22 protein-coding genes are annotated in these 23,067 nt (G+C 60.5%); 7 read left to right on the top strand and 15 right to left on the bottom strand.

Going from position 1 to position 23,067, the window contains the following annotated elements; genetic code table 11:
* Positions 1-240 precede the first annotated feature (240 nt).
* Positions 241-465: a GNAT family N-acetyltransferase gene (locus OR600_RS01865; protein ID WP_135978132.1), complete on the bottom strand. Its 225-nt coding sequence runs from the start codon at positions 463-465 to the stop codon at positions 241-243.
* Positions 466-635: 170 nt separating this feature from the next.
* Between OR600_RS01865 and OR600_RS01870 the strand changes: the two genes are divergently transcribed.
* The 5 genes from OR600_RS01870 to OR600_RS01890 all read left to right on the top strand — a co-directional run bounded on the left by OR600_RS01870 (position 636) and on the right by OR600_RS01890 (position 4,312).
* Positions 636-1,439 carry a hypothetical protein gene (locus tag OR600_RS01870; protein WP_204407224.1) on the top strand — a complete coding sequence of 268 codons (804 nt, stop codon included), beginning with the start codon at positions 636-638 and terminating at the stop codon, positions 1,437-1,439.
* Positions 1,436-1,855 carry an HIRAN domain-containing protein gene (locus OR600_RS01875; RefSeq protein WP_204407223.1) on the top strand — a complete coding sequence of 140 codons (420 nt, stop codon included), beginning with the start codon at positions 1,436-1,438 and terminating at the stop codon, positions 1,853-1,855. Before OR600_RS01870 ends, OR600_RS01875 begins: the two co-directional genes overlap by 4 nt.
* The gene (locus tag OR600_RS01880) at positions 1,848-2,684 is read left to right on the top strand and encodes a tetratricopeptide repeat protein (protein WP_204407222.1); all 837 of its coding nucleotides are present in this window, start codon (positions 1,848-1,850) and stop codon (positions 2,682-2,684) included. The genes OR600_RS01875 and OR600_RS01880 overlap by 8 nt, the downstream gene beginning before the upstream one ends.
* 394 nt (positions 2,685-3,078) lie before the next feature.
* On the top strand, positions 3,079-3,522 hold the full coding sequence (locus OR600_RS01885; RefSeq protein WP_265590551.1) for a hypothetical protein: 444 nt from the start codon (positions 3,079-3,081) through the stop codon (positions 3,520-3,522).
* A gap of 274 nt (positions 3,523-3,796) precedes the next feature.
* The gene (locus OR600_RS01890) at positions 3,797-4,312 is read left to right on the top strand and encodes a helix-turn-helix domain-containing protein (RefSeq protein WP_265590552.1); all 516 of its coding nucleotides are present in this window, start codon (positions 3,797-3,799) and stop codon (positions 4,310-4,312) included.
* 157 nt (positions 4,313-4,469) lie between these two features.
* On the opposite strand, the gene OR600_RS01895 is transcribed toward OR600_RS01890, so the two are convergent.
* Together OR600_RS01895 and OR600_RS01900 are read right to left on the bottom strand one after the other, a co-directional pair.
* Positions 4,470-5,447, bottom strand: a complete 978-nt coding sequence (locus tag OR600_RS01895) for a restriction endonuclease (protein WP_251164347.1) — start codon at positions 5,445-5,447, stop codon at positions 4,470-4,472.
* Between the two features lie 135 nt (positions 5,448-5,582).
* The gene (locus tag OR600_RS01900) at positions 5,583-6,509 is read right to left on the bottom strand and encodes a site-specific integrase (protein WP_135978126.1); all 927 of its coding nucleotides are present in this window, start codon (positions 6,507-6,509) and stop codon (positions 5,583-5,585) included.
* An 87-nt stretch (positions 6,510-6,596) separates the two neighbouring features.
* Here OR600_RS01900 and OR600_RS01905 point away from each other — a divergent pair, with 87 nt between their 5' ends.
* Positions 6,597-7,676 (top strand): restriction endonuclease subunit S, encoded by a 1,080-nt coding sequence (locus tag OR600_RS01905; RefSeq protein WP_265590553.1) that lies wholly within the window; start codon positions 6,597-6,599, stop codon positions 7,674-7,676.
* A 32-nt stretch (positions 7,677-7,708) separates the two neighbouring features.
* On the opposite strand, the gene OR600_RS01910 is transcribed toward OR600_RS01905, so the two are convergent.
* The 10 genes from OR600_RS01910 to OR600_RS01955 form a co-directional block, all read right to left on the bottom strand.
* The gene (locus OR600_RS01910; RefSeq protein ID WP_251164389.1) at positions 7,709-9,292 is read right to left on the bottom strand and encodes a type I restriction-modification system subunit M; all 1,584 of its coding nucleotides are present in this window, start codon (positions 9,290-9,292) and stop codon (positions 7,709-7,711) included.
* A 13-nt stretch (positions 9,293-9,305) separates the two neighbouring features.
* The gene (locus tag OR600_RS01915) at positions 9,306-10,532 is read right to left on the bottom strand and encodes a restriction endonuclease subunit S (protein ID WP_265590555.1); all 1,227 of its coding nucleotides are present in this window, start codon (positions 10,530-10,532) and stop codon (positions 9,306-9,308) included.
* An 11-nt stretch (positions 10,533-10,543) separates the two neighbouring features.
* Positions 10,544-13,738, bottom strand: coding sequence for a type I restriction endonuclease subunit R (locus tag OR600_RS01920; protein ID WP_265590556.1), 3,195 nt, complete (start codon positions 13,736-13,738; stop codon positions 10,544-10,546).
* Between the two features lie 2 nt (positions 13,739-13,740).
* Positions 13,741-14,310, bottom strand: coding sequence for a restriction endonuclease subunit S (locus OR600_RS01925; RefSeq protein ID WP_135978121.1), 570 nt, complete (start codon positions 14,308-14,310; stop codon positions 13,741-13,743).
* A gap of 121 nt (positions 14,311-14,431) precedes the next feature.
* A complete protein-coding gene (gene radC, locus OR600_RS01930) occupies positions 14,432-15,055 on the bottom strand; it encodes a RadC family protein (protein ID WP_135978120.1) in 624 nt (207 codons plus the stop codon).
* Positions 15,056-15,340: 285 nt separating this feature from the next.
* Entirely contained in the window at positions 15,341-16,081 is a 741-nt protein-coding gene (locus OR600_RS01935) for an ABC transporter ATP-binding protein (RefSeq protein ID WP_135978119.1), read from the bottom strand.
* On the bottom strand, positions 16,071-16,868 hold the full coding sequence (locus tag OR600_RS01940) for an ABC transporter ATP-binding protein (protein ID WP_135978118.1): 798 nt from the start codon (positions 16,866-16,868) through the stop codon (positions 16,071-16,073). The genes OR600_RS01935 and OR600_RS01940 overlap by 11 nt, the downstream gene beginning before the upstream one ends.
* A 67-nt stretch (positions 16,869-16,935) precedes the next feature.
* Complete coding sequence (locus OR600_RS01945) at positions 16,936-18,522, bottom strand: ABC transporter substrate-binding protein (protein ID WP_135978117.1); 1,587 nt, start codon at positions 18,520-18,522, stop codon at positions 16,936-16,938.
* Positions 18,523-18,536: 14 nt separating this feature from the next.
* Positions 18,537-19,409, bottom strand: a complete 873-nt coding sequence (locus tag OR600_RS01950) for an ABC transporter permease (RefSeq protein ID WP_265590557.1) — start codon at positions 19,407-19,409, stop codon at positions 18,537-18,539.
* Positions 19,402-20,370 (bottom strand): ABC transporter permease, encoded by a 969-nt coding sequence (locus tag OR600_RS01955; protein WP_265590558.1) that lies wholly within the window; start codon positions 20,368-20,370, stop codon positions 19,402-19,404. The genes OR600_RS01950 and OR600_RS01955 overlap by 8 nt, the downstream gene beginning before the upstream one ends.
* A gap of 202 nt (positions 20,371-20,572) precedes the next feature.
* On the opposite strand from OR600_RS01955, the gene OR600_RS01960 reads away from it, so the two are divergent.
* Complete coding sequence (locus OR600_RS01960) at positions 20,573-21,214, top strand: metallophosphoesterase (RefSeq protein WP_265590559.1); 642 nt, start codon at positions 20,573-20,575, stop codon at positions 21,212-21,214.
* 642 nt (positions 21,215-21,856) lie between these two features.
* Here OR600_RS01960 and OR600_RS01965 read toward each other — a convergent pair.
* Both OR600_RS01965 and OR600_RS01970 read right to left on the bottom strand, forming a co-directional pair.
* The gene (locus tag OR600_RS01965; RefSeq protein ID WP_135978112.1) at positions 21,857-22,255 is read right to left on the bottom strand and encodes a hypothetical protein; all 399 of its coding nucleotides are present in this window, start codon (positions 22,253-22,255) and stop codon (positions 21,857-21,859) included.
* Positions 22,242-22,919, bottom strand: a complete 678-nt coding sequence (locus OR600_RS01970; protein ID WP_135978111.1) for a DUF4417 domain-containing protein — start codon at positions 22,917-22,919, stop codon at positions 22,242-22,244. Before OR600_RS01970 ends, OR600_RS01965 begins: the two co-directional genes overlap by 14 nt.
* Positions 22,920-23,067: the final 148 nt, after the last annotated feature.

Raw genomic sequence — 23,067 nt, forward strand, 5'->3', positions numbered from 1 at the left:
CACCAAGGCCGCGCAGTAAGGGGGCCTTGTCTCAAGAGGCCCTTACTGTGTATTCGCCAAGGCGTGTTTGCGTCGAGTTGGGCTTAGCGCACGGTTTTTGGCGCATAAGGGCCCCTTGGTGTGCGACTTCTCGTTCGCTAAGGGGCCCTTGCGTCGAGAGGCCCCTACTGTGCGCCCTTGCTGTGCGGCTATGCGACGTGGCGGGAGAAGTGCTCGGCCAGGGAAGCGCCCGTGGGGTGTCTACCGCCGTCCCGCCAGCCAACGCTCCCTCGTGAGGAGCGAGGCCCGCTCGGTGCGCACGTCGCCCATGAGCCTACAGGGGACGTCCCTCGCGGTGTGGTGGTAGACGAACCCGCACTTCTCCATGCAGTGCTGCGACCGGTCGTTGCCCTCGTAGTGTCCGCACCAGACGGCGCTGAGGCCCAGGTCCTCGAAGCCGTGGCGGCCATCCTGCGATGGGCTCACCTCGGGGTCCTTGGCGTAGGCGTAGAGCGCAGGGGCGTGCCCTCAACCGCGTTCAGGAGGCGAGAACGGTGCGCTGTTCCCTCTGCCGCTATGGGACAGAGAATTCATGGTACTTTCAGCTATGGTTGAGAGAAGCATCCGGTACCCGCGCACATCGGGGGGAGGTCCCCATGGGGGAAGAAACACGGTCCATCCTCGACGAGCTCGTGGCCACGCGACGTCGCATCATCGAGGTGCTGTTTGAGATCGACGAGATCCACCTGCAGGTGAACCCGCAGATCCTGGCCGAGTACGCCGGAGCTGTGGGCTACCTGGAGAACGACCTCTACTCCTGGCAGCTGAAGGCCCGCCGCCTGCGCAGGAAGGCGACCCTCCTCCGCGCGGCCGTCAACCGCGGGGAGACCCTCTCCAACGAGGAGCTGAACGCGGCCTTGGACGTAGAGTTCCAGGCCTGGGAGGAGGAACTCTCCCGGCGCATGGCCGACCAGCTGGCGCGGCTCGAGTACCTCACCGGGTCACGCGAGCTCTCCCCGTCGGAGACGGCCGAGGTCAAGCGCCTGCACCGCCTGCTGGTGAAGCGCCTCCACCCCGACATCCACCCGGGGCAGTCGGACGAGGAGCGGCGGTTCTTCGCCATCGCGCAGGCAGCCTACAAGGCCGGCGACCTCCAGAGCCTTGAGGCTGTGGCCACCGCCACGGAGTACCTCGACGAGCCGCTGGGCTCCGTGGGCGCCGGCGGGGGCGAGCAGGACGCCGCCGTGGACCTCGCCATGGCGGAGGTGCAGCTCAACGTCCTTCTCGGCCAGCTGGAGGAGCTCAAGTCGGGCCATCCCTACATCCTGCGGGAGCTCCTGGGCAGCCCGAGGGAGCTCGCGCGCGTGCGCAGGGACTTGAAGGTACGCATCGCGGAGCAGAGGAAGGTGGCCGAGGCCTATGAGGAGGCCATCAGGGAGCTGAGGGGGGAGAAGCGGTGAGTGGGGAGGGTGCCGGCACGTCCGCCGGCCTTGCGACGATCCTGAGCCACGGGGGCTCTCTGGGAACCTTGGGAGGGGCGTCCCTCTCGATACCCATGCCCTTTGAGTCCAAGATCGTCCTCTACGAGAGCATGCGCATCGCCGGCACGACCCACGTGCCGGGCATCGACGACCTCGTGGCGTCCATGCCCGAGGACGCCATGCTCTCCTTCGTCCGCGAGCCCGGCAACCTGGCCGACGAGTGGGCCATCCGCGTGGAGCACGAGGGCAGGAAGCTGGGCTTCGTCCCGGCCGACCGCAACGAGGTCCTCGCCCGCCTCATGGACGGCGGCAAGACCGTGCGCGGCGAACTCCTCGACCGCGAGAAGCTCGGCAACTGGTGGAAGCTGCACATGGAGGTGAGCCTCGTTGATTGAGCATGGAGATGGCACTGCCCCGCAGGAGGGGCGCGGGTTCGGCGCCGACCCCTTCATCGTCATCCCGGAGGAGACGACCGCGTACGACAACGGCGACGTGCTGCCCGGCATCTGGCTGACAGATCCCGTCTTCGACGAGAGCGGGGCGTACGCGGGCCGCGTCCTCCTCAAACCGTACGTCGCCGCCGACGACTATTGCGGCGAGGAGGCCCTCTGGTACGGCGGAGGGTACTACGACGAGGCTATGGCCCTCAGGGACCCAAGTCGGGCGGCGGAGCGCCGGCGGCTCTTTCAGGCCGTCGAGCTCCTCTACCGGCACGGCGCGGCACAGGGCAACGCCGTGGCGCAGATGAACCTGGGCTACGTGTACTACTACGACCGGGCCGATGGCGCGTACTGGGAGGATGGCACCTGCTTCACGGGCCCGGACGGCCCGATGCCGCTGAAGGAGCGCGCGTTCCTCTGCTACCGGTGGGCGTCCGAGGCCGGGTTGGTCGAGGCCTCGTACAAGCTGGGCGACTGCCACAAGAACGGCGTGGGGTGCGAGCCCGACGACGGTGAGGCCTTTCGCTGCTACAAGCGGGCTATGGAGCAGGACGATCACGGGGCCGCCTACCTCTCGGGCAGCATCGCGCTGCGGCTGGGCGACTGTTACGAGGAGGGCCGCGGCTGCGGGCACGACTTCGCGCGGGCCCTCGAGTGCTACCGCCTGGCCGAGACCTACCTGGATGCGGCTGTGAGCCATGGCGGCTGGTACTACAGGAAGGCCCTGCGCGGTGCCCGGGACGGTGTGCGCCGCTGCGAGCAGGAGGTCGCGCTGGGGGAGTGAGCGTGCGGACGGCGGGACGGATGAGCGGGGGATGACGGGATCGCATCTGTTGGAGTGAGGAGCGGCCCCACATGGTATAAATAGCCTATCGGAGGCGCGGGTAGCGCTTCCTCCAAGTGCCGGGGGTAGTCCCCCGGCGTTTTTTGTCTAGGGAGAACATCTGGCTGCGGAACTGAGCATCTTCGTCGATGAGAGTGGCGATAAGACAGGTAGAGCTCGTTACTACCTGCTTACGCTTGTGTTCCACAATCAGGCCGATGACATCAGAGGGGGCATATCTCGCTACGAGACGGTACTGCTCGATGCCGACCTGCCAAATCTACCCTTTCACTCCGAGCCGCTCTTGAACGGCCATAAGGCATACTCCTCGCTCAGCATCGAACAACGGAAGAAGATGCTTGTCTGCTTCGCGTCGCTTGTACGCCATCTGCCGATTCAATACGACTGCTTCGTTTATAAAAGCTCCGAGTTCGCCGACGAGGAGCTGCTTCGTTGCCGCATGGAGCGGGATATCGCTCGTGCTATACGGGACAGGCTCGATCTCTTTCAGTCGTTCGACGACGTGAAGGTTTATTACGACAATGGGCAGCAGATTGTAAAAGAAGCAATTTATGCCGCAACAGAGTCGGAACTCTCGAGCAATGTCGTAATCAGGAGAAAGACGACCATGACCGAGTATCGACTCTCACAGGCCGCGGACTACTTTTGCACGATCGAGCTTGCCGCTTTGAAATACGAGGCCAACGAGGCTGGCGAGACCTACAACAAGTTCTTCGGTGGTGTGGGTGCGTTCAAGAGGAACTGGCTGAAGCAGGCTCGGCGGAAGCGTCTTTTGTAGAGGCCGGGTTGATGCAGTCTGCGAACGCCACAAGGGCCCCCGCATACATGCTGCGGGGGTGCCCTCTTCGCGGCGGTTCGGGTGCCCCCTCACTGCTCGTGCAGCGGGTACGTCGCGTACCCCTCGTAGTGGCAGCTGGCGTCGATGCTCTTCATGAAGACCTACCGCTTACTTCCATCTACCTCGCGCAACGCGAATGTGAGTTTGCGTTGCTTGCGGGCGCGGCCGTCCTCCGGCATATCTGAGGGAGACGGATGCGGCGACGGGAGGTTCCATGCTCGGCGAGACGATCAAGAACCTGAGGAAGTCCAAGGGGCTCACACAGGAGGAGCTGGCCATCAGGCTCAACGTGGTGCGCCAGACGGTGTCCAAGTGGGAGCAGGGGCTCTCGGTGCCGGACGCGTCCATGCTGGTGACGCTCTCGGAGGAGCTGGACACGCCGGTGAGCACGCTGCTGGGTGAGTCGGTTCCCGAGGCCGAACCAGACGGCCTGGCGGCCATCGCCGAGAAGCTGGAGGTGGTCAACCTGCAGCTGGCGCGGCGGCAGCGGATGGAGCGGTCCGTGTTGTTCTGGGCGCTCGTGGCGGTGTGCGCGGCCGTGGTGGCGACGTTTGCGTTGCTCGTGGCCATGGGGAGCCCATACTTGGAGTGGGACCTCTCCGATCCGGAGACCGCCGTTGCCGCCACGGCCCTCCACGGATTCGAGTGGCTGTTCGTGCGTGCGGCGCCGGTTGTGCTGCTGGCGGCGGGCGCGGGCGCCGTGGCGGTGTGGAGGTGGCGGCGCTCCTAGCTGCGCCGGGTGGCTGGGTGGTGCGGCTTTTCGGCGGGGAGGTGGGCCCTGGGCTGCACTAGGTGGCTACTTGGTGCAGAGAGGCGCCCCCGAACATGCACCAACCAGCCAGTTGGTGCATGTTTTGGTCCGCGAGCTCCCGCACCCGCCCGCGCCCCTACGCGGGCCACCAGATGCGAACGAGGGGCAGGATGGCGCGGGCCTCGCCGTCGGCGCTGTCGTAGCACTCCACATAGAGCCGCACGAACTCGTCGAGGTCGAGAAGCTTCACGGGCACGTTGGAGCGGTCGGCCTCGTAGCGGGCCTCCCGGGTGAAGCCGCCCGTGCTCACGTAGAGCCCGCGGTCGCTTGCGCGCAGGCCCCCGATGAAGGAGCGCACCTCGGGCGCCCCCATGGCCCCCTTGCGGTGCTTTACCTCGGCGATGATGCGCGGGCTCTCAAGGCCCAAGGCATCCGGGGACGCGATCAGGTCGCGCCCGCCGTCGGGTCCCTTGGGCGTCACGCGTGCGTAATAGCCCATGGCGCGGAGCAACCCGGCCACCAGCTGCTCCATCTCTTCCCAGTCGAGGAGGTTCACACGGTCCTTGATGCGTTCGACGCCGTCGTTGTAGGTGGCGGCACGGGCCTCCTCGTCGTCGGAGGGCGCCGGCTCCTCATCGGCCGCCGGCGGTAGTGCGGCGGCGCGAAGCACATCGGCCATGACCTCGTCAGAGATGGAGAAGATCGTCGAGATGGAGCCCAGCGAGTTTTTTGAGGACGTCGAGAGGCTGTCGCGCGGGGCCTCCTGGGTCCACACAACGGCGCGCCGGTAGGTCATGGCCTCGTTGCCTGCAACGGGCTCGCAGGGGCCCGCCACCTCGCCGATGTGATAGAGGCGGGTTTGGGGGTCGTACATGACGACGGTGCTGCCCTCGACCATGGCATGGGCAAAGCGGTTCACCTGGCCGGCCGCCGCGGCGATCTTGGCGCGGCTTTCCTCGGGGTGGAGGGACTCGTAGGCCGTCCTGATCTGGTCGCGGGACATGGCGGAGATGTCGGCGCCTCCCAGGTCCCATCCGATACCGATGACACCGTTCTCGATCCAGTTGGACGCGTAGGCGCCGTTGCGGCCTGCGCGAATCATCCATGCGTCCATGCGGGCTCCTGTTGACGTCCTAGGTGATTGCAATCGGATAAAAGTATGCCGCAAGGTCGTCGCACATCACTGCGCCATGTGTTTTTAACAGCCGGGCCTCTACTCCCTCATCAGCGAAAGCCTCGCGATGCCGTCCTAGATGAGCGTTGATAACGCTCGCATGATTATGTCGACGTCCTTGTTCTCAAGTTCACGTATTACGTGCAGGTATGTGTCTTGGGTAGTATTCATACTTGCGTGACCAAGGCGCTTGGAAACGCTTGCAATGGAGACGCCTGCATAGAGCAGGAGCGAGGCGTGGGTATGCCGTAGCCCGTGAACGGAGATGACCGGGACGCCAACCCTGCGGCAATGCCGAGCAAGAACGTTGTTGGCCGTAGAGTTGTACACCTTGCCTTCTACAAAGATGGGCTTGTTTGTAGGAAGGTCTTTGAGTAGGGCAGCGAATTGCATCGTTAACTGCCAGTCGAGCTGGACTTTTCTCACAGAGGATGCGTTCTTTGTAGGGACAAATCCTCCACCGTTTTTGTAGTCCCAGGTTTTATCGACTGTGAGCGTCTGGCGTGCAAGGTCAAAGTCTTTGGGCGTGAGCCCCAGGGCCTCGGAGAATCGCAGCCCCGTTTTGGCAACCAGAAGAATCATCCAATCCCAGTCAGGTGAGTCGCCCAGCGCCAGATCCTCGAGGATAGCGTGGAGTTCGAACTGATTGAGGTACTTCGTTTTCTTTGGGCGTGGCTGCTTGCCTTTGATTATTACTTTGCGAGTAGGGTCGCGCTTGATGAGCCCCTCGTCTACCGCGTCAAGGACCGCGCCTTTTATCTGGTGGTGGAAATCCATGGTGGTCTGGCGCTCATGTTCTGCTGCATAGCCGTTTATCAGCCGCTGGTATTCGATTCTGTCGAGGTCGCACAGCTTGAGAGCGGGTACGAGCTTTCTCAACCAGCTTTGGGTCAGCTCATACTTGCGCATGGTCACGTCCCGGATTGCGCCCGTCTTGTAGACGCTTACCCACTGGGCAAAGTAGTCACAAAACAGCGTGCTGCCGTTAATTGCTTCGGTCATCTCACCCTCCTTCACCAATTCTCTTGGCTCACGCTGATGAGGGCATGGCTTTGAGTTGAAATTATCCCTAATTGGCGCCTTGGAAGAGTGTTTTTGAGTGCCCAATGCGCTGACCCTTGGGAACAGCGGAAGCTGGGCGATTTGATTGAGATTAACAGTGGGCGAGACTACAAGCACCTCGAAAATGGAGGCATCCCTGTCTACGGGACGGGAGGGTTGCTAGCCTATGTTAACGAAGCCCTTTCCTACAAAAAGGATGCGGTAGGTATAGGACGAAAAGGTACCATTGATCATCCATACAAGCTTAAAGCTCCGTTTTGGACTGTCGACACCCTTTTTTATGCAGTTCCATCTAGTCAAGCGGACCTAGATTTTGTATTGGGTTTATTTCATAGAATCAATTGGAAGTCAAAAGACGAATCAACAGGACTTCCGAGCCTTTCAAAGAAAATAATAAATAGTGTGCCTATTATGGCTCCGCTGTTCCAGGAGCAACAGAAGATTGGTAAGGCACTCTCATATTGTGATTCCCTCATCACCCTTCACCGGCGTAAGTTGGAGCACCTCCGGGAGATGAAGAGGGGCCTGCTCCAGAAGATGTTCCCGAAGGACGGTGAGTCGGTCCCGGAGCTCCGCTTCCCTGGTTTTACTGACCCTTGGGAACAGCGGAAGCTGGGCGATTTGATTGAGATTAACAGTGGGCGAGACTACAAGCACCTCGAAAATGGAGGCATCCCTGTCTACGGGACGGGAGGGTTGCTAGCCTATGTTAACGAAGCCCTTTCCTACAAAAAGGATGCGGTAGGTATAGGACGAAAAGGTACCATTGATCATCCATACAAGCTTAAAGCTCCGTTTTGGACTGTCGACACCCTTTTTTATGCAGTTCCATCTAGTCAAGCGGACCTAGATTTTGTATTGGGTTTATTTCATAGAATCAATTGGAAGTCAAAAGACGAATCAACAGGACTTCCGAGCCTTTCAAAGAAAATAATAAATAGTGTGCCTATTATGGCTCCGCTGTTCCAGGAGCAACAGAAGATTGGTAAGGCACTCTCATATTGTGATTCCCTCATCACCCTTCACCAGCGTAAGGAGCTTGCTTCTATGGTGAACTGCCTGCAAATAGGGGGCGGTCCGATTAACCCTAATCGGACCGCCCCCTGATGGGGCCGTACTCGCGCTGCGATGAGCCTTGACTACACTCCGAGGAGTTTCAGCTGCTCGGCGATGGTCTTCTCAAGCTCGGCTATCTCTCGATCGTCCTGCTCGAGCTTTCGTTGGATCTCCTGCAGGTCGATTTCCGGCTCGGGTTCGAATGTGTCCACATACCTCGGGATATTGAGGTTGTAGTCGTTCTCCTTAATCTCCTCGAGCGGTGCCACATGTGCGTATTTGTCGACATCGACCCGGTTTTTGTAGGTCTCGACGATCTTCTTGATGTGCTCGGGCTCCAGGCGATTCTGATTCTTCGCCTTCTCGAACTCCCGAGATGCATCGATAAACAGCACGTCCTTGGTGTCACGGTTCTTCTTGAGAACCATGATGATGGTGGGAATTCCTGTGCCGTAGAAGATATTGGCAGGGAGCCCGATGACGGCATCCAAGTAGTTCTTATCGATAATCTTCTGCCTGATCACGCCCTCTGCTGCGCCACGGAATAGCACGCCGTGGGGCAAGACGATCGCCATGGTGCCCTCGTCTCCAAGATGGTAAAGACTGTGGAGGATAAAGGCATAGTCGGCTTTTGTCTTAGGGGCGAGCTTGCCATATGGACCAAAGCGCTCGTCCTTCAGCTTAGTCTCGCTGTTGTCCCAATGCGCGGAATAAGGGGGGTTGGCCACAACGGCATCAAAGGATGTGTGGGGGTCGTCAATACCACGAGCGTCCTTGCCAAACGGCCAGTCGGTGTCGAGCGTATCGGCATTGGACAGGATCATATTGTTATAGGGCACGCCGTGCATCATCAGATTCATACGTGCAAGATTGTATGTGGTGGTGTTCAGCTCCTGCCCAAAGTACTTAACTGGTTGGCCCTCGGGAAGCTCCTGGCCAACGGTGAGAAGAAGAGACCCCGACCCCATCGTAGGGTCGTACACCTCAAAGAAATCGTTCGTCCGCTTCTTGCCTAGGGTGACAATCTTCGACAGAATCTCACTCACCTCGTGGGGAGTGTAGAACTCGCCACCTTTTTTACCGGCCGATGCTGCGAACTGCTTAATCAAGTACTCGTAAATCGCACCTAGGATATCTTTCCCGTCATCGCTTTTATAATCGATGCTGTCTACGAGCTTGACGATGCGGTTCAGAGACTTCGCTCTCTCGTTTGTTGAGGACCCCAGCCGCGAATCGCCGAGATTGACGTCGTTGAAGATGCCTCTGAAATCACGCTCCGCGTCCTTGTTGAGCTGGGCGTTCTTGTTGAAGTTGTCAAACATGTCCTGGTAGTCGCTTGGCACGACCTCGCTGTTGTCGATTCTTGCTACCAGCGATGCCCAGGTGTCGTCCGGTGCGATGGCATATCCGAGGCTCGAAGAAATGTCTTCAAGGTAGTCGTTCAGGTCGTCACCGCTGGCTTGCTCCAGATAGGCGTCGTTGGGTGTTTGTCCAGGGGCGACGTCGATAATGCCATCGTTGACCAGGTAGTTCTGCTGGTGCTCGGACAGATACCGGTAGAACATGAAGGCCAGGATGTAGTTCTTGTACTCGGCTGCGTCCATATTGCCGCGCAGCTCATTGGCCATGGCCCACAACTTCGAAGAGATCTCCTGCAGGTTGCTCATGGAGGTTTCCTTTCTAGACAAACATCTGCTGAAGCAGGCCTTTTTTCATTTCTTGCAGGTGCTCCAACTTACGCTGGTGAAGGGTGATGAGGGAGTCGAGACGGGAGAAAAAGTCACCAATCGCCTTTTGTTCCGCAATTTGCGGTAAAGGGACAGGCGTCTCCATTACCCTCTTTCTTGAAATATTGAATCTTGATATACCTTGTGCGAGAACCTTCATTTTCGAACGGAATAAGCTCGAACGGAGCATGTAGGCGAGGTACAACGCATCGAATGAGCCATTCTGCCGGTAGCCGAAGCAGAAGCTGTTTAGGTAGACGTCCTTCTGGTCAGAGAGCCAAACTGAAGACATGCCGACGTCTTCCGGAGTCTCAGACGACGTTGTAAAGAGCGTATCCCCCGTCTGCACCAACTGCTGCTTTGTATCTATCTCTATAAGCTCTAGTCTTTCGGGGTCCACTACTGGATTCTCAAATACGTTGGTATAGGGGATGTAACGTGCGAATCCGTGCCCAAAATCAGAGCTGGATTTACCGCTAAGGCCAGAGTAGGTCGTTCCGCAATCGCCTAGCTTCCGCTGTTCCCAAGGGTCAGTAAAACCGGGGAAGCGGAGCTCCGGAGCCGACTCCCCGTCCTTCGGGAACATCTTCTGGAGCAGGCCCCTCTTCATCTCCCGGAGGTGCTCCAACTTACGCTGGTGAAGGGTGATGAGGGAGTCAATCTTGCTGAAGAACCGTCCGATTTGGCCCTGTTCGGAGATCTGCGGGACAAGAATTGTTTGGTCGAGGAAATCATCGACAACCAGCTCATTCATCATTGTTCCAAGCTTAGTAGACCGAACCAGAATTGGCCTCATGGTTGGTTCATGATGTATGTAGTGCTTCCAAAAAGCCTGATTCTGTTCTCCAGTTGGCCTAAGACAAGTGAATCGTGGGGACATAACGCCTGTACCCGCATCATTTAGAACAAATCTTCCAAATGCAAACTCTTTGTTTTTATGACCCTCGAAGGCAATGTCTCCTTTTCTCAAGACTTTGTAATTACGGAGAGAGTCGTTCGCGGCTCCATTGCCTTCTTCTTTGTATGTCATCGTCGAAATCGAGAGAGTGGACTCTTGACCAAGCCCTTGTTTATTCCGCTCATTATTTTTGCGGTATAGGTCACCAAACTTCCGCTGTTCCCAAGGGTCAGTAAAACCGGGAAAGCGGAGCTTTGGAACACTTGGCTTCTTTTCGTCCATTTGCATCCCTTCTACTCCATAACTAGGTCGTCGGCGAGCTCGTAGATCGCCTCTCGCAGGGCATTGCGATACTTGATCTTTGAGAGTGCCTGGACTTCTTCGCTCTCAGCGATCTGCTTATAGCCTTCGGATGCCTGAGACAATATGAATTTTATCCATCCAGTATCGTCCAGGTCCTGCTGGCCGTAGCGGTGATGGCTGAACATCTCGTGCATCTTCGCATTCGGGACAATCTCGGTGATGCCCCACTTGACCCTAAACCGCAGAAAGCGCCTGTCCAGACTCGCGTTGTTGGCATCTTGAATAATGGGGCCGCAGTCATCCAGCTTCACGGGATAGTCGATCTTTGCGTCTGCGGGCGGGTACTCCTTGCTCACAATAGCCGCGGCTGCCTTGATGATCTTTGTCGCATAGGAACGGTCCTCGAGGCCGTTGGCAAACTGGCGGATTTCTTCCTGTGTCGCCATTGCCTCGTCAACCTTGTTCTCATGCACCTGGTTCATCAACTGCTCGACCAACTCGGCCAGATAGTCGTAGTTGACTTCGACATCCTTGATGTGTGTCATCTGGAGCTCAAGCTGTTGGATGGGGATGCGTTTCTCTTTGGCGAGGTGCTCCTTGAGCTCGTTTGCGAGGACAGTGGTGAGCCTTGTCTCCTCATCCGGTGTCATCCCGAGTGCTTCAACGATCTTGTCGGGATCGTCGTAGTCGAATCCGTCCTCACCGTTCACGGTTGTGTACTGCTTGAGCTTGGCCATGCCGCGGTTGTATTCCCGCAACAGGTCGAGCATGAAGTCCTTTTGGGCCTCCGATGGCGGGAGCTCGTTGAAGTCGCTTGTCAGATCGCGGAGTTTGTCAACCTTTCCTCGAACCGCCTCGAGCATGTCCTCAAATTCAGGCGCAGTGATTCCGTCCTCAACGTTTTGCTCACTACGCTGCTCGTCGGTAAGATCGGCCGAGTCTTTGTTGGCGTACACGGCCAAGGCCTCGTTCATGAGCCTCTCGTTGTGGGCGGGCCAGCGATAGTTGACAATGCGTCCCCACGGCTTTTCCTGTAGGTCGGCAATACGGTTTGTGCGCGAGTACGCCTGGATGAGCCCGGCTCCTTTGAGCGTTCGGTCGACGTAGAGCGTATTGAGCTCCGGGGCATCGAAGCCGGTCAGGAGTTGGTCCACCACGATAACAAGATCGAGAAAGTTCCCGTCTTTTGCGGTGCGGTTGAGGCGCGTGGTGAGGTCTTGGGTGTAACTAGAGACATCGGCCATGCCAAAGTTGGTGCCGAATTCCTCGTTGTAGGCCTGGATAGCCTCAAAGAGCCCCTTGTTGGTTTCTAGCTGAGTATCGTTGTTCGATGTGTTCTGGCTGAACGTAACCGCTACCTTGAGGGTATCCTTGCCCTCATTCGCGCGCTCGGCGTTCATACGTTGGAACTCTCGGAAATACTTCATCGCCATGGGGGTGCTGGCCTTGCCGCCACCAACGTGGGTGGTGAGCAGCGCGTTGTATTTGCCGTCGTTTGAGCGGTTACGCCAGTTGTTAAAGATGTCTTGCACCACCAGGGCTATGTGGTCGTCGTTCTCGTCGTAGAAAGACGGCTCCACGGCATCGTCCATGTCCTCAGGGGTCATGTTGTCGATCTTTTCCTGGATCTGTTCATCGGACCAATCCGGGTGCTGCTGCCTATAAAAACTAGGGAGGTATTTCTCTCGCATTTCTTGCTCATTGATAGTGGTCTCAAAGTCCACCTTAAAACCGAGTACGTTTTTGTCCGCGATGGCCTCACGGATCGTATAAGAATGGAGCAGCTTGCCGAAGATGTCCTCGGTTCGCAGAGACGGGGCGTCGTCGAACATTGGAGTGCCCGTATAGCCGACCCATGCCGCATGCTTGAACGCCTGCTGGATGGCCTTGAATGACTCGCCTCCGGTGGAGCGGTGGGCCTCGTCAACGATAAAGACGATGTTCTTATCCGGAGACTTGAACGACTTGCGCTTTACCAGGCGGTCGAGTTTCTGCACCGAAGTGACGATGATTCCGTTGTCCTTCGACTTGAGTTTGCGGCTCAAATCTCCCGTGTTCTGGGTGTCCTGTACACTCGAGGGCATCTCGTCGTCTGCGTCCGGGTCATAGGCGCGATAGTTTTCGCTCGTTTGTTTGGTGAGTGCGATGCGATCGACGAGGAAGACCACCTTGTCGATTTTGGGCATGCGGCTGGCGAGCCATGCCGTTTTGAAACTCGTGATTGTCTTGCCCGAGCCTGTGGTGTGCCAGATGTAGCCGACCTTGTTCACTCCCAGCTCAAAGTCGACCCGTTTGAGGCCGTCGATCACGTTCTGTGTCGCATACACCTGGTACGGGCGCATGACCTTGAGGCTTTCCTTGTTCTTAGTGCCGTCAAGAATCATGTAATTGGTAGCCATCTGGTGAGCCATGGGAATGGAGAGCATAGAGTCTGCGAACTCTTTCCAATTGCGTACCACTGTGTTGTCGCTTTTGCGCTGCCAGTTGAAGGCAAAGTCCTTATTGAAGCGGTCTGCGGTGGTGTTGGCCATGTACTTCACGTTATTGGGCGTGATGGCTACAAGAATTTGCAGAGTCGAGAAGATGTCGCGGTACTGGCCTTCATCAATGTACTGTTCCATCTGATTGAGGGCTTCATTGACATCGTGCGTCTCGGTCTTTTCCTCTATTTGAATCACGGGAAGCCCGTTGATGAGCAACGTGGTGTCGAAGCGACAGTCTCTTTTGCCGGTTATCTTTGCGGGGCGGCGAATCTGGTTCACCACTTGGTAAACGGTGTCGCCCGCGCCGATTTGCTTTTGGTCGAACACAGTGAGAAACACGTGGCGGCCGTCATCGAGATCGACTTCGATCTGCGAGACACCGTTCATGCCGTAAAGGAACTGACCGGCCTGATATGGGGTCTCCAGGTCGGAAATAATGCGTTTTACCTGGTTAAACTCAACCGTGCTCAGTGGGTTGTCGAGGGTGTCCTGGTTGTGGCGCTCGAGTATTTTTTTGAAGTTGTCCCAGAGCTGGTCGGTAGTCTTGATCTCCGGCTCGTACTTCCATCGCTTGGTCTTGGCAACGTAGCTTGCCGGCTCGCACACAACTCCCCACGGGCTCTCGTCGCCCTCCTGTGGGCTCGCGATGGTTCCATTGCAGAGGTACTGAATAAGATCGTTCTCGAACTGGAGTTCGTTCACGGCTAATGTGCCCCCTTCATTCGTGCTAGCACAAACTTCGTTTCCAGCATTGCCTGCTGTTTCTTCAGAGACTCCAATTTGAGCTGGTTTCTGTAAAGCGATCCGATCGTCTTCTGAACTTCGAGTGAGGGGAGACCTGAGATCTCGAGCTCGGACAACTGTCTAACGGTGCTCTTTAGGAGCTTTGATCCCTGCCGTCCAGCGAGCAACTGGTGTCTGGTGCTGCTGTCCTCGTTAAGCAGGTAGGCGAGGTAATTTGCATCAATCGTGGATGGCGGAGTGATGCGCACGTAGTTTTGGGTGAAGAGGAAGCCGTCGTGGGGCCGCCCGACCGTCGTCGCCTTCCCGGAGATGAGGCTGAAGACCAGATCGCCCGTCTGCAAGGTAAGCACGTCGTCATTGGTCTTGATAAACCGTGCGCCATGAGTGGATGAATCCTCGCCGAATAGGTCCGCCTCAAGCTCTTCTTGGCCGTAGAAGTAGTAGGTCGGGGCGTTGGGGTCCGATGTTTCCTCGATGCGTGATTGCGGCGATCCGCTTTTTAGGCCCGCTAGGCCGGCCAGTCGTCCCATAGGAGCATCCTTCTTTGAGCTATCAGGTAATTGCAATATAAGGATAGCCATCCTGAATGGTATGTCAATGAAGAATCGTGATTGTCGCTAATTACAAAACAGAGATGGCGCAAATCGAGGATTAGATGCTCAGGTGGTCGAATTTGGTCACGATGATGTGTTCAAGCACCTTGATCCCCAGGAGTTCACCGGCTTCCTTGAGCTTAGCGGTGGTCTCTAGGTCCTCGGCTGAGGGTTGCGCCGTCCCGCTCGGGTGGTTGTGAGCGACGATAATGCTTGCGGCTCTGTCTTCGAGGGCCTTTGCAAAGATCTCTCGAGGGTGCACTAGGCTCTGATTAAGAGTGCCTTGGAAGATGGTCGTGTTGCTGATGAGTCGGTTCGCTCCGTCCAAAGTGAGCAGCACGAAGTGCTCCTGCTTCTTGTTGCGAATGGCGCCGAGTTGGGCTACAGCGTCGTCGGTGCAAGAGATGACGGGGCTCTCTGCGGGCATAAGATATCGCCGACCGAGCTCGAACAACGCGACGACCTCGCTTGTTTTGGCTGCACCCATGCCCTTTATGGAGGAAAGCTCTCCGTAGGTAACGGAGCTTCCTTTTTCTTTGAGAAGCTTGAGCACCTGCCTTGCAATGTCGTGAGCAGATACTTGCTTGTTTCCACTTCCGATGAGGATGCGCAGCAGCTCCTCGTCTGTAAGATGCGCAGGTCCGAACTTAACGAGCTTCTCTCTCGGCATCATGGTGGTCATGCTTTAGCCCCTCGTAGTGACTTATGCATAACGTGCGGCGTACATAGCAACCTATGGTAAGGGATGCTAAGCCGTTGATCTGTATGGAGCCCCTTCGCTGAGGATGCGTTTTTCGGTCCGGAGGTCACCCGCAAGTGGGGTCAGAGGAGGCTGGGTGAATGTGGCTCGGCTTCCAACTCCAAATGGGTGCAGGGGGCACACGTCGTCCTGCGAGACAAAGCCGTCCCTGGGGGCCGCACCAAGTGGCCACTTGGCGCACCCTCTGGCTAAGGCCCCTCGGCAACCCTACGGCCGCTCGCAGGCCTCCAGCTCCTCCGTGATGCGGCCGCCCCCTATCCGGTAGATGCGGTCGCAGAACCCGCCCACCAGGGCCGGGTTGTGGCCGATGAAGAGAAACGCCGTGCCCAGCTCCCGGTGGACCCTCCCAAGCAGCGCCATGACCTTGGCCTGGACGGTGACGTCCAAGGCGCTCGTGGCCTCGTCGCACAGGAGGAGCTTGGGCCTGCCGATGACGGCCCGCGCGATCGCCGCCCGCTGGCATTCCCCGCCGGAGAGCTCGTACGGAAACCTCTCCGCGTAGGACCCGGGCAGCTCCACGGCCTCAAGCGCCTCCCTCACCAAGCGGTCCTTGTCGGCCCCCTTGAACCGCGGCAGGTAGCGGGCCCCCTCGAAGACGGCGTCGCCCAGGCGCATGGTCGGGATAAACGACGCCTCCGGGTCCTGAAAGACCATCTGCATCCCCAGCCAGGCCCGCCTCACCGCGGCCGACCGGCCCCTCGGCAAGCGGCCGCCCCCGGAGCGCTCCACGCCGTCAAACCGCACATGGCCCGCGTTGGGGGAGAGGAGCCCCGCCGCGATGCACGCGAGCGTGCTCTTTCCGCTGCCACTGGGGCCCATGAGCCCCACGCGCTCCCCGGCCCCCACCCATATCGACACATCGTCCAGGGCGAGCAGCCCGGACCGCCGGTACCTCTTGGACACGCCCTCCAGGCGGAGAAGGGCGTCCCCGCCGCCCTCAGGCCCCATCGCCGACCCTCCTGAACGTCCTTCCCGTCCTCGGCACGGCGTCGATGAGCTCCCGGGTATAGGGCTGCGACGGCCTCGCCATCACCCGCTCGGTGGGGCCCTCCTCCACGATCCTCCCGTCCCTCATCACGGCGATCCGCCGGGCCACCTGCGCGGCGAACCCGATGTCGTGGGTCACCGTGACGAGGGCCACGCCCTCCCTCGCGTTGAGGTCCCCGAGCAGCCCGCCCACCTTGTCCCGGGCCTCCTCGTCCAGGCCGCCGGTGGGCTCGTCGGCCAGCAGCAGGCTGGGGCCGCACGCCACGGAGAGCGCCACGGCCACCCGCTGGCACTGGCCGCCGGATAGCTCCCGGGGAAACGCCGCCAGGACCCGCCCGGGGTCCTCTATGCCCATCCTCCGGAGGAGGGCCTCCCCCCAGGAGGGCGGCACCTCCTTGCCGTGGGCCCGGAGCACCTCGTCGAGCTGCCGCCCGACGGTGAACAGCGGGTCCAGGGACTCCCGCCCGTTTTGGAAGACGTAGGCTATCTGCGACCCTCGCAGGGACCGCAGCACCCTGCCCGGCGCCGTGACGAGGTCGGTGCCGCGGAACTCGATGGCGCCCGACTCGATACGGGCCTGGCACGGCAGCAGCCGTGCGATGGAGCGCAGCAGCGTGCTCTTGCCCGACCCGCTCTCGCCCACGACGGCGAGGCTCTCCCCGGCACCCAGCTCAAGGCTCACCGAGGCCAGGGCCCGGTTGGGGCCGTAGCTCACGGTGAGGGAGTCTATCTCGAGCAGTCCGTCCATGGGTGGCGCGCTTTCTGCCGGCCCTGTGCCCCGCGCCCGCGTCGGGGGGGGGGGGGGGGGGGGGGGGTCAGGCGACGTCGGTGTCGACCGTCACGAAATAGTACTCCGAGGGCGCCACGTCGAGACCGGACACGGCCGAGGTGCTCAGCACCGTCGCGTCGGGGTTGGAGAAGAAGACGCAGGGGTTGTCGTTCAACACCACCTGGGCGATCCGGCGCGCGATCCCGTTGCGCTCGTCCTCGTCGAAGGTCTCGTCCAGCCGCGCGACGAGGGCGTCCACCTCCCCGTTGGAGTAGCCGCCGTAGTTGGCCGAGGCGCCGGTGACGAAGTGGGTCCTCGCGAAGTAGGCCGGGTCGCCGGTGGGGGCCATGGCGGAGCTGTCGAGGGTCATGTCGGGGTCGTCCTCGGCCCAGGTCCCCTTGTCCTCCAGGAAGTAGTCGGTGGGGACGATCCGGAGCCGTATGCCGGCCTGGGCGAGCCTGGACTGGAGGTCGTCGGCGATCTGGACGAAGCGCTCGTAGCTGGTGCAGGTGTAGAGGTCGAGCTCCACCGGGGCGCCGTCGAGCTCGCGGACGCCGTCGCCGTCGGTGTCGGTTATCCCGGCCTCCTCGAGGACCCGGGCGGCCGCCGCCACGTCGCAGCGGTCCACGGTCACCCGGAGGCCCTCGGTGCCCCCGAAGGGCAGGGTCCGGCTGTAGACGCCCCAGCTCGGGGTGGCGTTGCCCTGGCAGACGACGTCCGCGTAGCCGTCCCGGTCTATGCAGTATGCGACGGCCGTGCGCACCGCCGCGTTCTGGATGACGGGGTGGGTCATGTTCATGCAGATGAAGTCGGCGCGGGAGGTCGTTTTCCGGGAGACCCGGTAGTCGCCGTCGCCGTCCCGGGCGAGGGTGGCCAGGGTGGAGGCGGAGGGCATCGCCACGGCGTCGATCTCTCCGTTCTGCATGGCCATGGTGATGGCGTTGTCGTCGGAGAAGCACGTGAGCCGCACCTCTGAGAGCTTGGGGGTGCCCCGCCAGTAGTGCTCGTTGGGGCCCATGACGATGTGGCTCTCGGCCTCGAACTCCCGCATCATGTAGGGGCCCGTGCCCGGGGTCTCCCTTGCGTAGTCGACGTCGTCGCCCACGTAGTACACGCACAGGAGCGGGTCGCACAGGGCGTTCTCCAGGGAGGGCACGGCCTCCCTGGTCCTGATGGTGAGGGTGTTGCCCTCCGCCGCGAGCCCCTCGCAGGGCAGGGTCTCCATCCCGCGCGGGTTCCTCTCCAAGGTGCGCTCCCAGGCGGCCTTCACGGCGGCGGCGTCCACGGCCTCGCCGTTGGAGAACTCGATGCCGTCGTTGAGGGTCACCTTCCAGGTGCGGTCGTCCACCCGCTCGGCCCCCGCGGCCAGCCAGGGCTCCGGGGTGAGGTCGTCGCCCACCCTGAAGAGGGTCTCCACGATGCCGTAGTAGATGAGGTACCAGCTGTCCCACTCGGAGGCGGGGTCCATGGTCTCGGCGGAGAAGTGGGTGGTGGAGCCGGCATGGAGGGTCTTCTCGCCGGAGGCACGGGGGGCGGTCTGCCCGCCGCCGGAGCACCCCGCGAGCAGGAGGGCGCCGAGCAATAGGATGAGTGCGGCCATCGCGGGCCGCGCCGTCGTGACGGGTCGGGTCATGGTCTCCCCCAGGTTCATCGGGTCGTGTCTCGGGCGCTCCCCGCGGGCCCGCTGGGCCGGGCGCCGCCGTGGGTCTGCGATCCGGCGTCGAGTGCCTCGCGCAGCGTGTCGCCCAAGAGGTTGAAGATCGCCACGGTCAGGAAGAGCGCCGCCATGGGCACCAGCATGCACCAGATGGCGTACTGGAAGGTGGGCTGGGCCTCGGCCATCATGGCGCCCCAGTCGTTGGTGGGGCGCTCGGGGCCAAGGCCGATGAATGAGAGGCCCGCCATGGTGAGGACCACGTCGCTCACGGAGAGCGCCGCCAGGGTGATCGTGGGCCCTGCCACCTGGGGCAGCAGGTAGCGGACGACTATGGCCCCGGTGGGCGCCCCGCACATCCTCGCCGCCTTGAGGCGGTCTGATTGCCTGAACGACGCGGCCATGGCCCGCGAGAGCCTGGCGAACTGCGTCCAGTACACCGCGGCTATGGCCAGCACCATGTTGGGCACCCCCGGGCCGAGGACGCCCGCGACGGCCACCGCGAGGACGAAGCTCGGGAAGGCCTGGAAGGCCGTGACCACCTTGTCCACGACGTAGCCCCACGGGCCCCCGAGATAGCCGCCGAGCAGGCCCACCGCCACGCCCACCGCTGCCACCACGGCGACGGTGACGAGCCCCAGGAGCACCGACTCCCGACCACCGGCGACGGTGCGCATGAGGACGTCCCTGCCCAGGGAGTCGGTCCCCAGCAGGTGGCCGTCGCCCGGCGCCCTGAGGGCCTCGCCCAGGTCGGTCGCGTTCACGCTGGCGGGGAGAAAGGCCGGTGCGACGAGGAGAAACCCGACGAAGGAGCAGGTCAGGGCCGCTGCAAATAAGAGCCTTCGCCCGCCGCGCGCCCTAGTCATCCCCCGCCTCCCCCTCGACGGAGGGGTCGATGAGCCGGCAGGCGCCGTCGACGGCGGCGTTGACGAGCAGGTACACGACGGCTGCCACGAGCGCGTAGGCGCCTATGAAGGGGTAGTCCCGGTGACCCACGGCCTTGATGGACTCGAACCCGAGACCGGGCCAGCCGAAGATGCCCTCCACGATCGCCGAGCCCCCCAGCAGCATCCCGAAAGCCGTGCCGGCGAGGGTGAGGAGCGGCACCAGGCTGTTCTTGAGCACGTGGACAAGGACGATGCACGGTTCCGGGACGCCCCGCGCCCGGAGGCCGTCCACATAGGCCGACGAGAGCTGCCCTATGGCGACCGTCCGCAGCTGACGCGTGAGCCATGCCGACAGCGGGAGCGCCGTCGCGACGGTGGGCAGGAGGATGCCCGCCAGGTCCCTGGTCGAGAGGACGTCGAGCGTCCTGAGGCGCACGGAGAACACGTAGAGCAGCAGGAGCGCCACAAAGAACGAGGGCATGGAGCAGAAGAGGTAGGTGGCCGCCTGTACGGCCCTGTCCAGGGGCCCTCCCTGCCAGTAGGCGCAGGCCAGGGCGAGGGGCACGGAGACGAGGAGCGTCAGCACGATGGACGAGAGGGCCAGGGCGAGGGTGTAGGGCAGCGCGTCGAGCAGCACCTCGGCCACCGGCTCGCCGCTTCTGAGGGACGTCCCGAGGTCGCCGCGGAAGACGCCCGCCACCCAGCCGGCGTACTGCTCGGCAAAGGGCCTGTCGAGGCCCAGCTCCGCGCGCTTCTCGGCGAGCTGCGACTCCGTGGGGGAGACGCCCGCCTCAGCGAACGACCTCACCGCGGCGTCGGTGGGGGAGAGGTACGAGAGCAGGAAGGCGACCAGGGTGACCAGGAACACGACGACCAGGGCCCCGGCCAGGCGGGCCAGGACCGGGGCGGCGCCATCGGTGGCCCGGGACTTCTTGGACACGGTAGGACGGTCACCCCCCATGGGTCTCTCGGCGGTCGCAAACGGCCCGCCAACGGGGCCGGCTGGCCGCCTGGCATGCAGCTGTCTATGGTATGGGAGGATATCAGACATTGATTGTCTCCTCCGGCCGGTCGGCGGTAGGGTCGGAGTGACAGGTCGACCTGGGGTACCTTGTCATGGGGCCGAGAGATCGGAGGGTGCCGTGGCTTTCATCTATGCGATGAGCGACATGCATGGCGACATGGAGGCGTTCGACCGGGCCCTGTCGGTCGTGGACCTGGACGACCCCGCCAACCGGCTGGTCCTGTGCGGCGACTACATGGCGCCGCCGGACACCGACACTGCCATGATCCGGCTCATCATGGGGATCCAGGGCGAGCATCCCGGCCAGGTGATCGCGCTCATGGGCAACCACGAGCTCGCGTACCTCGAGGACCACAGGGCCGTGGCGTCTGCGGACGACCCCGTGGTCGCGTGGCTGCGCGGGCTCCCGTATTACTGGGAGACCGACACGCAGATATTCGTCCATGCCGGGGTGGACGAGGAGGCGCAGGACCTGTGGAGGTACGGGTCCGAGGACGCCTACTTTTGCGAGAAGTTCCCCTGGAGCACCGGCGCGTTTTTGAAGGACGTGATCGCCGGGCACGTGGGCACCGCCACCATCGCGGACGACCCGTGGTTCCACGACGTCTACTGGGATGGCCAGAGCCATTACTATCTTGATGGATCCGTGCACGTGAGCCATCGGATCCCGGTGCTCAAGTACGACACGGTCGCCCGGAGGTACACCTGCTTCCGCTTTGGTGCCGACGGGTCCGTCGAGGAGCATGAGCCCATGCTGTGATGGGGGACGTTTCCGTTTTGGAACGAGTGGAGGTGTTCAAATTCGTAGTAGAGCCGGACGACACGCACAAGGGTAACGGCCTCCGGAGTCTCGTAATCGGAGGCCGACTGCCTCATTCAGACAGGGGATTATGGCCGGGATGTATGTCTCCCAGCTGCCGATGACCTCGGCAGCTCCAGAAAACACCATGGGCTAAGAAGATATATCAAGCCTTCTGGCGAGGGTGGCCCTCGACAGTATTAATGCATGAGGCCTTTGGAGCGGCCTCGTTTAGCCTGCTATGGTTCGTTAGCTAATGATTTGTTGTATTAGAACATGGTGTAAACATGACAGAGTCTGAGGCTGCGAGCTCCGAGAATGTGGTCCAGGTTCTAGTCGGTATGCGGATAGATTTAAAGCGGCCTGTAGCAATAATTTCGCTGCAGGCCGCTGACACATCGAAGATGTGTCCTAGAACTTAGTCGTATACCGGTGTTGATCCATCATTCGGTTTTATGACATCAAAACATTCGGGCGGGTACAGGTAGTCCTCCTCAGTTTCGTCGATAATCCGATACCAGCCCTTTTCTATGGACAAAACATCGTAAATCTTATTATTAAGGAGCCCCAGGGGGGAAGACTCTCCATGGTACTTAACCTGCATCATAACCACCTCTTGACCTTAAACTCACATTTTCCGACACTCGACTCCTGAAACCAGTGGACTTCTGCTGTCATAAATCTATTGTCTCTGACAATCGTGCCAAAACCTTTTACATGTTGCCAATTTCTCGCCTTGCCACCGTATCGGCTGGCAAGCCCTTCTGCAACTTGGCGACGAAGTTTCTTTCTCGTTCCTTTACCGGCGAAAACTTCAACTCCCGAAATGGTGGACCCTTCTGCGAAGTGATACCTCTTCCCTGTCTTGGGGTCCTTCACGTCATAGTTCAGCGCCATTGCGCCAAGACTTCTGCCGATTACAAACGGCTGACCTGCAATCGTTTCCGGGAGAGAGCCCCAGGTTCGTCCGAAATCGAGTCCATCGCCTCTACCGGTCCCCATTGCGCACCTCCTGCCCGCGCTTGTGAGAGAGAGCAAACTGGCTATCGAAGTGTTTAATCGGAACTCCCGCTTTATGAGCTGCGATGAATAGCCCGTCTGGAGCGGCGCCGTACACAATGATGGTGGACGGACGAAGCACGTCGACTGTTTTCTCGACCGCAAGTCTGATGTACCTTCTGTCGTCGCGGTGTTTGCAGCAGCCGACAGTTGACATGGCGATTACGGAATTGCGGGGGAGGCCGTCAAACACCCAGTCAAGGCTGCGCTCGTCCGATACTCGTACGTTCGGTATCACCTCGACGCCCTCATGCTGCAGCCAGTAAGATATGGTTCTTGATTTGAAGCAGCTCCATTGCTGCATTCCTGCCGGCATATTTCTGTACATACTAAAGTCAGGCCCAATCACCGCCCGGCAGCGGCGGAAGAGGGGGAGGTAGCGCATTGGGTTCCTCCATACGCACCGGAACTTCACGTCATGCTCAAAAAAGTGGATACAGGAGTTTTCGAGACCGGTCTTTTGAGCTCGCGCACGAGTGAAGGGGGTGAGGCTTTCGGGGATGAGCCGGCTAGGCATTATAACGGGGAGCTCGAGAGGGCCTTCGTAGTCTGCGCCGGTCAAAAGGGATGCGTTGAACACGTCGTATGGGGCAAGATTGCCGTACAATGCGGTTCCTTTCGAATCGTTTGTATAGAGACTGGGGCGTTAGCCCAGCCCGATTCGAAAGTGCGTACAATCGTCTTGTCTAGGGAGCGGTGTACGCCGCTTTCGAATGGGCGCCACTTTTTCGGAGGTGGCGCTCTCTTTCTTTTCG

The sequence above is a fragment of the Granulimonas faecalis genome, assembly GCF_022834715.1.
Classification (GTDB): domain Bacteria; phylum Actinomycetota; class Coriobacteriia; order Coriobacteriales; family Atopobiaceae; genus Granulimonas; species Granulimonas faecalis.

What these genes read in the sequence shown, in the direction of transcription:
- OR600_RS01870 (WP_204407224.1), top strand. Translation starts at nt 636, where the DNA reads ATGGGGGAAGAAACACGGTCCATCCTCGACGAGCTCGTGGCCACGCGA.
- OR600_RS01885 (WP_265590551.1), top strand. Translation starts at nt 3,079, where the DNA reads ATGCTTGTCTGCTTCGCGTCGCTTGTACGCCATCTGCCGATTCAATAC.
- OR600_RS01890 (WP_265590552.1), top strand. Translation starts at nt 3,797, where the DNA reads ATGCTCGGCGAGACGATCAAGAACCTGAGGAAGTCCAAGGGGCTCACA.
- OR600_RS01895 (WP_251164347.1), bottom strand. Translation starts at nt 5,447, where the DNA reads ATGGACGCATGGATGATTCGCGCAGGCCGCAACGGCGCCTACGCGTCC.
- OR600_RS01900 (WP_135978126.1), bottom strand. Translation starts at nt 6,509, where the DNA reads ATGACCGAAGCAATTAACGGCAGCACGCTGTTTTGTGACTACTTTGCC.
- OR600_RS01910 (WP_251164389.1), bottom strand. Translation starts at nt 9,292, where the DNA reads ATGAGCAACCTGCAGGAGATCTCTTCGAAGTTGTGGGCCATGGCCAAT.
- OR600_RS01915 (WP_265590555.1), bottom strand. Translation starts at nt 10,532, where the DNA reads ATGGACGAAAAGAAGCCAAGTGTTCCAAAGCTCCGCTTTCCCGGTTTT.
- OR600_RS01925 (WP_135978121.1), bottom strand. Translation starts at nt 14,310, where the DNA reads ATGGGACGACTGGCCGGCCTAGCGGGCCTAAAAAGCGGATCGCCGCAA.
- radC (WP_135978120.1), bottom strand. Translation starts at nt 15,055, where the DNA reads ATGACCACCATGATGCCGAGAGAGAAGCTCGTTAAGTTCGGACCTGCG.
- OR600_RS01935 (WP_135978119.1), bottom strand. Translation starts at nt 16,081, where the DNA reads ATGGGGCCTGAGGGCGGCGGGGACGCCCTTCTCCGCCTGGAGGGCGTG.
- OR600_RS01940 (WP_135978118.1), bottom strand. Translation starts at nt 16,868, where the DNA reads ATGGACGGACTGCTCGAGATAGACTCCCTCACCGTGAGCTACGGCCCC.
- OR600_RS01945 (WP_135978117.1), bottom strand. Translation starts at nt 18,522, where the DNA reads ATGACCCGACCCGTCACGACGGCGCGGCCCGCGATGGCCGCACTCATC.
- OR600_RS01950 (WP_265590557.1), bottom strand. Translation starts at nt 19,409, where the DNA reads ATGACTAGGGCGCGCGGCGGGCGAAGGCTCTTATTTGCAGCGGCCCTG.
- OR600_RS01965 (WP_135978112.1), bottom strand. Translation starts at nt 22,255, where the DNA reads ATGGGGACCGGTAGAGGCGATGGACTCGATTTCGGACGAACCTGGGGC.